Here is a 13,323-nt window from a genome sequence, read left to right on the forward strand (position 1 = left end):
AATCTTATTGAACAGCCATTGTAAGTTCACGCTTGGTTTTGTCTCCATCTTTTCAACAATGGGATTGATCACCTCATCCACATAGCTCTGTGCCTCTTTTTGTCTGACAGCACTCTTATCATAAATGTCTTTCTTTACACCAGGCTTCTGATAATAGTAAGCCATGAATTTCCCACTCTTATCAAACAAATATATGCGGATTTTCTCTTCATTTGTATCCTTGAAGAGTGAGACTTCATATTTAGAGGAGGCATTAAAAGATCCTTGACCTACAAAAAATGAATGATTTTTAATGATTGCATTATGACCATCTGTATCGTATCTTAAACCTTTGATAGAGGATTCTCCTAGATAGTCTAGATAGTCTAAAATAAATACCATTTCAGGATTAGCGCCTTTTTCGTGAGGGATATGCTTGGCATAATAGATGAAGTAGGTAGAAAAATTATGATAGATGTAAAGGAAGCTGGTAAGAGAGCCAATAGCTAGCACAACAATTGTGATCATCATTCTTTTGATAAAAGACATTTTTTCTTTTTCATAACTATCCTTTCTAAAAGTATAGAGCTATTATACCATCAATGAGGGGGACTTGAAACAGGCGTCATTCTGTTAGGTGTTATTTTGATAAAAAATCAGATTTCTTACTTCTCCTTATTTGGGAATCCTTTTTCCTTGATAATAGGAACAGTCAGGTGTTTGATAGTCCAATTTTGCACATATCTAGATGTAGGTGTGAAGCTGTAAAACAATCAGGATTTTAATGATTCTATCTTTTAATCCGCCTACATCTGTAGTATGTTTAAGGAGTTCCATATGAACTCTTTCTAATGATTTGCTTGAACGCTTTTCATCATAGGTCATATGGAGCTTTTTTACACTTAAAAAGACTCCATAATCTCTATAGTGGATTTACCCACTATAGAGATTATAGAGCCTTATTTTATAGCTTCTTCCTTATCATCTGGTAGTTGATCGACTGTTTTGAAGGCTAGTAGTAAAACTATCCAGTTTAACGTCCCATAAAAAGTTTCAATACCTGTAAAATCAAGTGGAGAGTTCCACAGGAAGTGAAGGGCTACAGGCGCTAAGAGAAAAAGGATAGCTTTTTGTTTAGAAATGAGGTTGCTTTTTGAGACAAGAGCAAGGAGGCCCAGTGAAAAGATAGCCGTAAAGACCCAGTGGCTGACGCCAGATGAGGCGATGCGTTCGAAGGCCATAGAGAAAACATTTTGCTCTTTGTTAATCGCTGCTTGAGAGAGGTAGTAAATGTCTTCAGAGAGCTGAAATCCCATACCAGCAATCATCCCGACGACTAGCCCTGACTTTAGGGATAACTTTCTAAAGAGCAAGAATACTAGCAATACAACTAATCCTTTTCCAATCTCTTCTGCAAAAGGCGCTGTTAGAGAAGCTCCCCAGTCATTTAAAATATGGCGTTTAGGGTCTAAAGTTAGGAGGATATAAGAGAGACCATCATTGCCCAATGATCCAATATTTGCTGGTATGAGCAAGCCAAAGAGCCAGCTGCTGATGATTATCGGTTGAGGAATGTGAAAACGTTTTTTGAGGTAGTTGGTTAAAAAGATAAAGGGAATCAGATAAAGTACCAATAAGCCACAAGCCAATAAAAATAAGGGAAAATCTTTGGCAGGAAGGGCTAATTTCGATAAACTGGAAAATTGAAATTGCATTCCTGAGATACATAAGGCAAGGACCAAGATGGCAATAAATTCTGTCCTAAAACGACTAAAACTCTTTTTCATAATATCTCCTTTTTAATATCGGTATTAAAACTCCCATAAAGGTTAGCACTTGCTATCTCTATGGGAGTTTTTAAGGTCATTTAAAAGGGTAGTTTTCCAGCAAAAGCTCCGAGAGACTTTTTGGTAGCGTCATCAATCTGACTAAGGGCATCATTGATAGCTTGTGCCGTCATATCTTCAAGTGTTTCAAGATCATCAGGATCAACAACGGCTTCTTTGAAATTGATGGAAACTAATTTTTTGTCTCCAGTGAAGTTGGCTGTAACCAAATCTTGCGCAGATTTTCCTATAAAGGTTGTTGCCGCTAAGTCAGCTTGTGCTTTTTCCATTTGTTTTTGAAGCTTCTGTGCTTGCTTCATCATGTTTTGCATATTCATCATAAGATTTTTAAGATTCCTTTCATAGCAAGGGGTTAGACCCTCTTGTTGAATTTTTGTTGCCCTATTTTGCCTTATTGTTAAAAATTTTCAAAGGCAGAAGCGACTTTTTCTTTCTTAGTTATTATACCATGTTTAGAACATAACTCAACTATCTCAGTATTTATCAAGTGGAAATTGTAGTGTTGCTTGTTAAAAAGTTAAAAATTTGGTAGAATCCTTGAAAAGTTTAGTAAAAAATGAGGATTTATGAAAGAGTTTAAGGAGATTGTTATGACTGAAAAAGAATGGATAAGCTATTTTGAAGCCATCAATGGTAGAAAACCCACGCCAGCAGAATTACAGGATGCCGTGAGACGTGGGGAAGCCTCGCTACTTTCTCCTAAAGCATCATTTTCCAAATGGCAGATGGGCTTAATAGGGATTGGAGTTCTTGTTGTTTTAGGGATAATCTATCTTGTAGTAAGTCCTCCTAGTAAACCGCAACCATCGACAGTGTCAACGGAAGTGAGCACCTCAACTTCTCAAACAGAAGAAAGTAGCACAAGTACACAAACATCAACTGCCTCCTCGTCCTCAGATGCGGCTAAAAAAGGAATAGATATTGCTGCGCTTCAAGCAGGAGACGCTTCTAGCTTATCGGGCTTGTGGCAATCTGTTTATAAGGATACGGCTCAAGAGTTGACCATCAATCTGAAAGAATATCAGATTTCAGAGAAAAATGGTGAGCTCGTATTAACAAGAAGTGGTACACCTAGAGCAGGCGATGCCACGATAAGAATTGTTCCAAAGGGAGTAGAAGCCAGTATCTACTCAGTACAAGCCAGTGCTGACCTAAAAACTCACCCCGATTATGACAGAGTGATCTTCTCAGGACCATCTGATGAGCTTTTCTACCGTCAAGCTGACTATGAAAATGTGGAAAACTCAGATTATTCGATTAAGAAACAGGTGGAAGCTCTGACCACCAAATCTAATACAACATCAACAAGTGTATCAGGTGGAACGGTTGCAGACTATCAACAAGTCATAGATGATAACCGTACCATGTTATCTACAAAAAGTTTTGACGGTCTCAAATTCTATAGCCCAGAAGCTTTACAAGCAAACGAGTTATATTATGCTCTATATGATTTTGACAACAATGGAACCAAGGAATTTATTCTTACTGGGAAGAGGACAGACTTTTCTAGTGGCAGTACAACTTTTGACAAACTAGCATCCTGGGAGCGAACGATATATGGGGTCTTTACTCTAAAAGATAAGGAAATTGTCACTTTATTTAATGGGACAGGTTACCGCACTCAGATAGTGCCAATGACAGATGGCAGCTTCTGGTTAAGAGGCTCTGGTGGTTATGATACTGGCGTTTATGAACATTATAGCTTTAGCACTTCTGGCACGGCTGTTTCCAAAGATGTGATGATCACCTATAAAAATTTAAAAAAATCAAATGAACAAATTCAAGATGAGTCAGGAAAGTCTTACACTTGGGAAGAGCTTCAAGCAAAAGTCAATCAATATGATGTGCTGTCATCAGATCTTATGGAGTGGCATCAATTATAAAATGCTCCTCTTTGAAGTGACAGAGTAGTCTATAGAAAGTATGCTCTCAGTTCAAAAAAAAGCTCCTCTTATAAAATTTATAAGAAGAGCTTTTTTGATTTTCATTAGTATGACTATCTAATCTAATTAGTTTGTATTTGGTTGAACTGGTAAGTTTATTGTTGACTGTGCCAAATCTACTGTTAAATGATAGTCGGTATTATCACGTATGGTGTGTTCAAAATCTGTTGTATAAAGAACTAAGCGCAAGGTATCACCAGCTAAAAATTGATAAATAGTAGGTTGTAAAGAAAGTTCAATGGACATCCATTCATTTGGAACAACAGGCTCTACTTTTAGCAAATGAGTGCGATTTTGCAAGTTTAAAAATCCTTTTGTGACCACGCGCTTATCTTGCCTTGCAAAGGGAAGTTCCACTAGGTTTTCACGTGAAAAGTTGACACCATTATCTAGGCTTTGAGCAAATAGAGGGCGAGGATTGTCTCCAAAACCTTTTTTGGTGGTATGATCTAGTATCTGGGCAGAGAGGATGCCTTTATTGGTAGAGGATTTTAGGCGAAGGTTTAGTTTGATTGGACCATTGATCCATAAATCCTGTTTGATAGGGAAATCGATCGTCACTGCCTTAGTTTTTTGGCTAAACAGATCAGCTTTAAAGTGATGAAAGTTTTTACCATAACGTTCAAAATCATCTTGAGTATAGGCATTAGGGATGGTTTTTTCTTCTTGTCCAAGGCTAAGACGCTTGTTATGGGAGCTTCCAAATGTTTCTAAGTTTCGCCATGTTTGTTCAAGGTTATTGTCTTGCCAAATAACAGTAGGCAATTTAAAATGTGTCCCGCTATCTAGGATGCGATCACACAAAAGTGCATTTATGGTTTCTCTAAAATCAATGGACTGCCAATTGTTCATATAAACATGGGCCCCTTGATGCAAAAAGACATGTTTTTTTACAGTATCAGGAAGCGCCTGCAAGATATGATAGACCTGTCCTGGTTTCACGTTCCAATCTTGCAAACCGTGGGTGTAAATGACCTCACAGCTCACTTTGTTGGCATGGATGAGATAGTTACGATCATGCCAAAATTGATTATAATCGCCAGATAGTCTATCAAGAGACTGGGACTGTTGATCTAGTTGTGTTTGATAAAGGGCGTTGTTTTTAAGGTAATCTCCAGCAAGTAGATTACGAGAGTAGGTCAGTTCTGTAAGGACATCTAGATCCTCACCAGGATAGCCTCCAGGGCTACACACCAAACCATTTTCACGATAGTAGTCATACCAAGAGCTAATTCCAGCTTCTGCAATAATGACTTTTAAGCCCTCAACACCAGTAGTAGCCAGTCCTGTGGATAAGGTTCCTAGATAAGAAATTCCGCTAGTAGCCACCAAGCCAGAAGCCCAGTGAGCGGTGACCTTTTGACTACGTTTACGGCTGCTATAAGCATTTGCTCTGCCGTTTAACCAATCGATAACTGCTTGATAACTTGCAACTTGTTGGTAATCTCCAGATGTCATAAACCCATCAGAACCTAAAGTTCCAATTCCAGAGACGTAGATAGAAGCAAATCCTCTAGCTAGCATATAATCATTTAAGGTGTAACTACGGATATGACTAAACGTTTCGAGTTGCTCTGCTTCTGGAACGGGCGTTTTAGGGATTTGTGCAAAGGCTAGTTCCTTATCTTCAACAGAGATCGTATGTGGAGGTTTGACAGTGAGCTCACCCTCCATTTGATAAAGTTTATCATCGGATGCTTTGTCATTGATGCCTTCATTATAAGGACTTTGGGTCATGATAACTGGTAATTGATGGGATGTTCTTGGGCGAATAATACGGACTCGTACAAGATCATGCTGTCCTTTATTTTGCGTATCAAGGGGTGTTTCGACATAGACAACTTCCCGAATGAGATGAGAGGTATCAAAAGTAGCTAGACTTTTTCCATTAAAAAAATGGTAGGTATTATCTGCCTGTATCAAGCCTGTGCTGACAAGTTTATCGATTAAGCTATTACCTGACTTTGTTCGGCAAGTTAATAATTGATAGAGATTTAAAATGAGGTTAGCTTCATCATATAAGATAGGAAATTGACAATCCTGAACAAAACGTCCTGCATCACTAAAATCGAAATTAGGAACAAACTCAAGTGCCTGTAAGGCAATAGTGTAAAAGATTTCAGGGCTAAGAGCTTGATCAGACTGTAAAAAATCAAGTAAGTCTGTCTGTTCATCCGCAATCCAATCTTTTAAAACCTCGTCACTTTCAGGGTAATTAAAAAAAAGACGTTTTAGAAAGCCTGTTAAATTTTCTTTAGGTGTGAGAGCTAAAGAAAGTGGAAAGCCAAGATGCGTTAATTCGCTAAGTGCCTTTTCCATCGTTGTTGGAATATAACTGTATTGGTTAAATTTCATAGGGAAACCTCATAAGTAAGCGTTTTTATTTTAAGAAGTGCTTTACTTTATCCATTATACTTGATAGAATGTTAGATGTCTAAAAATATTTACAATTTTGAAAGGAATTCAGACACAACATGGATATCACATGGACTTTAAAGTACATTACTGAGTTTATTGCAACGGCACTCTTGCTTATTATTGGTAACGGTGCAGTTGCTAACGTAGACCTTAAAGGGACAAAAGGAAATAACAGTGGTTGGGTTGTTATTGCTATTGGTTATGGTTTGGCAGTAATGATGCCGGCTATGATGTTTGGTAACGTTTCAGGTAACCACATCAACCCTGCCTTCACACTTGGTTTGGCAGTTTCAGGACTCTTCCCTTGGGAACACGTTGCACCATATATTGTAGCTCAAGTATTGGGAGCGATCTTTGGTCAATTAGTGGTGGTAACAGTTTACAAACCTTACTTCTTAAAAACTGAAAATTCAAATCATATCTTAGGCTCATTCTCTACTATCTCAGCTCTTGATGATGGTACTAAAGAAAGCCACAAAGCATCATGGATTAATGGTTTCCTCAACGAGTTTGCAGGCTCATTCGTTCTATTCTTTGGCGCACTTGCTCTTACGAAAAACTTCTTTGGTGCAGAGCTAGTTGGTCGCCTTGTTGCAAATGGCTATGATCAAACAACTGCTGAAACTCAAGTGGCTCCATTTGTAACAGGTTCACTTGCCTCAGCTCACATTGCACTTGGTTTCCTTGTTATGGCTCTTGTTGCGGCATTAGGTGGTCCTACTGGTCCAGCGCTTAACCCAGCACGTGACCTTGGTCCTCGTCTTGCTCACCACTTCTTACCAAAAACAGTTCTTGGACAAGCTAAAGCTGATTCAAAATGGTGGTACGCATGGGTACCAGTTGTTGCTCCTATCTTGGCATCAATCCTTGCTGTAGCTCTATTTAAATATCTTTATATGAACTAATCGTTCGTGAAACCACATCCTATTAGGATGTGGTTTTTTTATAAATGTGAGATAGTTGATCTTAGTTAGATAATGAAAAATTCTGACTAATTTCCATATAATTATTTGTCAAAATAAAAAAATTTTTTTAAAATAATAGGGTTGGAGGAATTATGACATTATTTAAGAATATGGTATTTAGCCTGCCTTTTATTCGAGTGAATAATAAGGATAAAAACAGTGCTTTTTATCGTGAGACCCTAGGTTTTAACTTACATTCTGAAGAAAATGGTTTGGCTCTTTTTTCTAGTAAAGAGGATCAGACGATTAAATTTATTATTGAAGAATCACCATCTATGCGAACTCGCCGTGTTCGTGATGGAAAGAAAAAATTGAAGCAGATAGTAGTGAAATACCATCAAGCAGCAGATATTGAAAACCTCCTAGCCAAAGGAGTGGACTATGACAAGCTGTATAGGGGAGAAAATGGTTTTGCTTTTGAAGCCACCTCTCCAGAGCAGGATCGTTTTTTGCTGCATGCTGAGGATGACTTGTCCACATTGGTAGAGATTGAAACAGCTGATTTTCAATCTCATACTGAGGATTGGGGTTTGAGTGATTTTGTGATTCAAGAGATAGTATTACGAGTTCCCTCTAAAGATGCTCAAGACTTTTATCAAGATTTATTTGGGGATGCCCTTCCCTTAAATTTGTCCTTTGTGGTAGAAGAAGGATGTGACCTCCAAGTTGAGCCGAATGTCACTTGGGATTTGGAAGTCTTGGAATTTAAAGTTAATCCTGATACAGACTTATCGCAGCTTAAGACTTATTTTGAAGCTAAAGGACTAGAAGTGTATCTGGATCGTGCTGAAAAAATTCTTGTGATTTCAGATCTCAGTCGTATCGAACTTTGGTTTGTAAAATAATATGGATAAAATAAAAGAAAAAATTCAAGAACAGATTCAAGATCGTATTTATTTAGGGGCTAGTCTAGCCCTTTTTAATAATGGAAAATGGCAAGAATTTTATTTTGGAGAAAGTGAGCCAGGTAAGCCAACGAAAGCCAGTCTTAGCTATGATTTGGCCAGTGTGAGTAAGGTTATCGGTGTGGGGACTATCTGTTTACAGTTATTGCAGATAGGAAAAATCCATTTAGATGATACTCTGAGATGTTATTACCCTGATTTTCAAGAAGACAAAGTCACTCTGCGTCAGCTTTTAACTCATACCAGTGGTTTGGATCCTTATATCCCTAATCGTGATCATCTGGATTTTAAGGGGTTAAAGGAAGCCATGAACCATCTGAAGTTGAAAAAGGATAGGTCATTTCATTACACTGATGTTAACTTCATTTTACTGGGTTTTATGCTAGAGGAGCTGTTTCAACAGGACTTGGATCAGATTTTTGATGATCATATTTTTTGTCCTCTTGGAATGTTACAGACTTCATTTGGACCTGTTTGGGATGCTGTTCCCACCACTAAACATCAGACCGCAGGTCAAGTGCATGATCCTAAGGCGCAAGTTTTAGGGAATCATACAGGAAGTGCAGGTTTATTTTCGACGTTAAAAGATTTAGAAACATTTCTAAATTACTATTTAAACCATGATTTTTCGATAGATTGGTCTCAATCGTACTCTAATGATCTTAAAACAAGAGGGATAGCTTGGGATTTGCAAGATGAGTGGCTTTTGCATACGGGTTACACAGGGACATTTATCATGTTTCATCCTAAGGCTCAACAAGCAGTCATTTTTTTATCCAATCGTACCTATGAAAAAGATGATAGAGCCCAGTGGATTCTTGATCGAGATCAATTAATCAGAGTGATAAAAGAGTCTTTGCTAGGTCTAGGAAAGCTTGATCAAATAAAAAAATAAAAGAGTTTGAATCCAAACTCTTTTATTTTTTATTATTAGCTTCCTGATACTTCGGCAGCGTGATCATCCATTGAAAGAACTTCGTGGAAGACACGTTGTGTCAATTCAGTTTTTTGTTCTTTTGTAAGGTATTTAGTGTTAACACAGTATCCAGAGATACGTACGATAACATCTTCACCAGCCATGATTTTTTCGTAAACATCGTTTAAGTCCATAACGTTTAGGTTAACGTGCTGACCACCATTTTCAAAGTAGCCATCAAGAATAGTGACTAAGTTATCAACTTGTTCATCGAATGTTTTACCAAGAGCACGTGGAGAAACTTGTGTTGTCAATGAAATACCATCATTGGCATGAGCAAATTCAAGTTTAGACAAGGAGTTCAAGTTTTGTAACCAACCACCACGAGATTTAGAAGTTGGGTTAGCACCTGGTGGGAAGAATTCTACTTTAGAGGTGTTAACAGAGCCATCTTCATTAAGGAAGACACCACGGTGAACTGGTGAGTTAGCTGTTTGTTTAGAGTAAGCAACGTTTGATGTAATAGTCAAGATAGACACAGTTGCTTCAGCATTTTTGTAAAGTTTGTGTTTGTTCAAACGAGTGAAGAAAGCTTCCATGAGCCATTTCGCAATGTCATCTACACGGTCATCGTCTTCACCATAGCGTGGGAAGTCGCCAGTTACTTCATAGTCGTAGATGAAACCATCTTCATCACGAATTGGTTTAACTTGTGCGTACTTGATTGCTGATAAAGAGTCAACAGTATTTGCAAATCCACAGATACCGAATCCCATGTTAGCGCGTAGGTGAGTTGGCAAGAAGGCCATTTGAACAGCTTCATAGTTGTACTTATCTGTCATGTAGTGGATGATGTTCATAGCATCTACATAGGTATCTGTCAACCAGTCAAGGGCTTTTTCAAAGTTTGCAATGACTTGGTCATAATCGAAGATTTCAGAAGTATTTGGCTCAACTCCGTCAAATACTTTGTAGTCTTTGTGGACATCATCGTAACCGTTGTTCCAGCTTGAAAGAAGAGCTTTCAAAACGTTGACACGCGCACCGAAGTATTGGATATTGTGGCGTTTTTCTTCGCTTTCTGGGTCAAGTGGTGACACACAGCAAGAGATACATGACATTTCACCATAGCCATCTTTAGCCATAGTTGTTACCCCTTCATATTGGATAGAAGAGTGTTTGTGGCTCATTGCCATACAGTAACGACGGAATGAATATGGTAATTGGTCAGACCAAAGAACTGTCAAGTTTGGCTCTGGAGAGTTGCCGATGTTGTCAAGAGTGTTCAAGAAACGGTAGTCCATTTTAGTAACACGGTGACGGCCATCATTACCCATACCTGCCATAGATGTTGTCAAGAAAGTAGGGTCACCAGAGTAGATTTCATCAAAAGCTTTTGTACGAGCAAATTTCACTGTACGAAGTTTCAATACGAAGTCATCAACAAATTCTTGGATTTCAGATTCAGTAAATGTACCGCGAGCCAAGTCACGTTCAGCATAGATGTCAAGAACAATTGGAACACGACCGAGAGAAGTTGCAGCACCATTAATGACACGAGCTACAGCCATGAAAGCAATGTTTGTCCATTGGATAGCTTCTTTGGTGTTCATAGCTGGTTTACGCACATCAACGCCATAGTTATCACCAAGTTGAACCACTTGTTGAAGAGCTTGATACTGCATATTGATTTCTTCACGAAGACGAATAGTTTCTTCATCAATTTCAGTGATAGCATTCCAATCATTTACTTTTTCTTGCATCAAGTAGTCTGCACCATAAAGGGCAAGACGGGCATACATCCCAATGATACGGCCGCGTGAGTAAGCATCTGGAAGACCAGAAACGTGGTGAGAGTGACGCGCACGGCGGATATCAGCAGTGTAGGCACGGAAGATACCGTCATTAACTGTTGTAGCGTGTTTTGTATAAATTTCATGAAGAACAGGATCAGGCTCATATCCGTTTTCGATGAGTGTTGTCTCAGCCATACGAATACCGCCTTTTGGCATGAAGTTTAATTTGAACAACTCATCATTTTGGATCCCAAAAATCAATTCATTATCTTTATCAATGAACCCTGCTGGAATATCAGCAATAGATGTTGCACGATCGACATCCATAGGGAAACGAGTTGCTTCGTAACCTGCTTTTGTTTCTTCAATAATTTTTTTAATGTGAAGAGAACGTTCAGTTGGTCCAGCAAGGAAGCTTTCATCACCATCATACGGTGTGTAGTTTGCTTGTACAAAACGTGTTACACTAGCTTTGTCACGCCAATCGGTTCCTTTAAAACCTTCCCAAGCTTTTTCAAAAACATCAGTGTTTGTTTTTACAGTTGCCATAGTAAGACTCTCCTTCAATACTTAAAAACACAATCTGTGTTATACTTACCTATATATAATATCATACAGTAAACGCTTTCACAACTAAAAAAAGTGATTTTAAAGAAAATCTTTTATAATACAGATTCTTAAAAATGGCTAACTGTATTATATTTACTCTAATTTGTAGGGATAATTCAGATAATAGAGAGTGGTAATTTTGCGATGTTAATTTTTCCTCTAATCAATGATACCTCACGAAAAATCATTCACATTGATATGGATGCCTTTTTTGCCTCTGTTGAAGAGCGAGATAATCCTGTGTTGAAGGGGAAACCTCTGGTCATTGGTGCAGATCCCCGTCTAACTGGTGGAAGAGGGGTTGTCTCAACAGCCAACTATGAAGCTAGAAAATTTGGGATTCATTCGGCCATGTCTTCAAAAGAAGCTTATGAACGTTGTCCACAAGCTATTTTTATTTCTGGAAATTATGAAAAATATCAGACAGTGGGGCGACAGGTCAGGGAGATTTTTCATCGCTACACAGACTTAGTAGAGCCTATGTCCATTGATGAGGCTTATCTAGATGTGACAGAAAATAAGTTAGGCTTAAGCTCAGCGGTAAAGGTTGCTATGTTAATCCAACATGATATTTGGAATGAGTTGCATCTCACAGCATCTGCAGGTATTTCCTACAATAAATTCTTGGCAAAAATTGCTTCGGATATGGAAAAGCCGCATGGTTTGACGGTGATTTTACCAGAAGATGCTGTCAGTGTCTTATCATCGTTACCTGTTGAAAAATTTCACGGTGTGGGTAAGAAAACGGTGGAACGCCTGCATGAGATGGGAGTTTTTACAGGGAAGGATTTGTTAGATGTGCCTGAAATGGTTTTGATTGATAAATTTGGTCGATTTGGCTATGATTTGTATCGTAAAGCAAGAGGTATTTCAAATAGTCCAGTAAAAGCCAACCGCGTTCGTAAGTCCATCGGTAAGGAGCGAACTTATCGTAAACTGCTCTATCGTGATGAGGATGTGCTAAAAGAGCTGATTAGCCTTTGTCAACGAGTAGCAGCTAGTTTAGAAAGAAATGAGAAAAAAGGACGAACCATTGTGTTAAAGCTTCGTTATGGTGACTTTTCGACCTTGACAAAACGTCATAGTTTGGATGAACACACTGATCAATCGGAAGTAATTGAAAGAGAAGTTCGTCAATTATTTGAAGAGATAGGACAGGCTGAAAAAGGCATTCGCTTGTTAGGGGTGACGGTCACTAATTTTCAGACTTGAGTTCTGATAGGGTCTGTGTTAGACTGAAAAAAAGGAGAAAAGATGCAAATTTCAAGTAGATTTACCATAGCCAGTCATATTTTGGTCTTACTGGCCTTGGAGGGAGAAAAGGAAAAACAGACCAGTACCAGCATTGCTGGCAGTGTGGGTGTCAATCCTGTCATTATCCGAAATATTTTAGCTCAGCTCAAAGAGGCAGGTCTGGTTCAGGTGGCGCGTGGGGTCGGAGGTGCCCGCTTGGCAAAGGCTCCAGACCAGATGACTCTCTTACAGGTCTATCAGGCTGTAGAGTTGTTTGGCGAAAAGGGACAACTCTTCGGCTTTCATGAGCAGCCCAATCCAAACTGTCAGGTAGGTCGTAATATTCATCCTTTACTGGATCATCGTCTAGAGAATGCCCAGTCGGCTCTGGAAAGAGAGTTGGGAAGGACGACCATTGCTGATTTATTGGCAGAATTGTAGCCATATTTTCAAGAAAGGGAGTGGGAAAGAACTCGGTTGAACAAAAAGAGTTCCCCTCACTTCCAAATAGTAGGCTCGGGCTAAAATAGTCCACTGGACTATTTTACTCCCACCCCCGCATAGCTCCGACAGTCAGAGTAGTGACTGTCGGAGGTTGGAAATAAGGCGAACTCCGTTCGCAACAGTCGTAAAGGCCAGATTTGGAGTGTAAAGCACGAACAAATCTGCCAATCAACCACTGCGCTGATATGTTGACACGAACTCTGAGAAG

At 38.9% G+C, this 13,323-nt stretch carries 11 protein-coding genes; 6 read left to right on the top strand and 5 right to left on the bottom strand.

Annotated elements, in window-relative coordinates:
* The 3 genes from ACQRDX_RS04935 to ACQRDX_RS04945 all read right to left on the bottom strand — a co-directional run.
* The coding region (locus ACQRDX_RS04935; RefSeq protein ID WP_427895049.1) for a hypothetical protein at positions 1-528 on the bottom strand (528 nt) is incomplete at its 3' end.
* Between the two features lie 410 nt (positions 529-938).
* Entirely contained in the window at positions 939-1,766 is an 828-nt protein-coding gene (locus ACQRDX_RS04940; RefSeq protein WP_427895051.1) for a PrsW family intramembrane metalloprotease, read from the bottom strand.
* Positions 1,767-1,846: 80 nt separating this feature from the next.
* Entirely contained in the window at positions 1,847-2,146 is a 300-nt protein-coding gene (locus ACQRDX_RS04945; protein WP_427895053.1) for a YbaB/EbfC family nucleoid-associated protein, read from the bottom strand.
* A gap of 270 nt (positions 2,147-2,416) precedes the next feature.
* On the opposite strand from ACQRDX_RS04945, the gene ACQRDX_RS04950 reads away from it, so the two are divergent.
* Entirely contained in the window at positions 2,417-3,709 is a 1,293-nt protein-coding gene (locus ACQRDX_RS04950; protein ID WP_427895055.1) for a hypothetical protein, read from the top strand.
* Positions 3,710-3,835: 126 nt separating this feature from the next.
* Here ACQRDX_RS04950 and ACQRDX_RS04955 read toward each other — a convergent pair whose 3' ends face one another.
* The gene (locus ACQRDX_RS04955; RefSeq protein ID WP_427895057.1) at positions 3,836-6,124 is read right to left on the bottom strand and encodes a Xaa-Pro dipeptidyl-peptidase; all 2,289 of its coding nucleotides are present in this window, start codon (positions 6,122-6,124) and stop codon (positions 3,836-3,838) included.
* Between the two features lie 119 nt (positions 6,125-6,243).
* Here ACQRDX_RS04955 and gla point away from each other — a divergent pair, with 119 nt between their 5' ends.
* The 3 genes from gla (at position 6,244) to ACQRDX_RS04970 (ending at position 8,952) form a co-directional block, all read left to right on the top strand.
* Entirely contained in the window at positions 6,244-7,092 is an 849-nt protein-coding gene (gene gla / locus ACQRDX_RS04960; RefSeq protein WP_427895059.1) for an aquaglyceroporin Gla, read from the top strand.
* A gap of 152 nt (positions 7,093-7,244) precedes the next feature.
* Complete coding sequence (locus tag ACQRDX_RS04965; protein ID WP_427895061.1) at positions 7,245-7,997, top strand: CppA N-terminal domain-containing protein; 753 nt, start codon at positions 7,245-7,247, stop codon at positions 7,995-7,997.
* Between the two features lies 1 nt (position 7,998).
* On the top strand, positions 7,999-8,952 hold the full coding sequence (locus tag ACQRDX_RS04970; protein ID WP_427895063.1) for a serine hydrolase domain-containing protein: 954 nt from the start codon (positions 7,999-8,001) through the stop codon (positions 8,950-8,952).
* A 35-nt stretch (positions 8,953-8,987) separates the two neighbouring features.
* Here ACQRDX_RS04970 and pflB read toward each other — a convergent pair whose 3' ends face one another.
* Positions 8,988-11,318: a formate C-acetyltransferase gene (gene pflB / locus ACQRDX_RS04975; RefSeq protein WP_427895065.1), complete on the bottom strand. Its 2,331-nt coding sequence runs from the start codon at positions 11,316-11,318 to the stop codon at positions 8,988-8,990.
* Between the two features lie 204 nt (positions 11,319-11,522).
* Here pflB and dinB point away from each other — a divergent pair, with 204 nt between their 5' ends.
* Together dinB and ACQRDX_RS04985 are read left to right on the top strand one after the other, a co-directional pair.
* Complete coding sequence (dinB, locus tag ACQRDX_RS04980) at positions 11,523-12,590, top strand: DNA polymerase IV (RefSeq protein ID WP_427895067.1); 1,068 nt, start codon at positions 11,523-11,525, stop codon at positions 12,588-12,590.
* Between the two features lie 42 nt (positions 12,591-12,632).
* Positions 12,633-13,052, top strand: coding sequence for an Rrf2 family transcriptional regulator (locus tag ACQRDX_RS04985; protein ID WP_427895069.1), 420 nt, complete (start codon positions 12,633-12,635; stop codon positions 13,050-13,052).
* The last annotated feature ends 271 nt before the right edge of the window (positions 13,053-13,323 follow it).

The organism is Streptococcus sp. SGI.013 (assembly GCF_050315295.1).
Taxonomy (GTDB): Bacteria; Bacillota; Bacilli; order Lactobacillales; family Streptococcaceae; genus Streptococcus; species Streptococcus porcorum.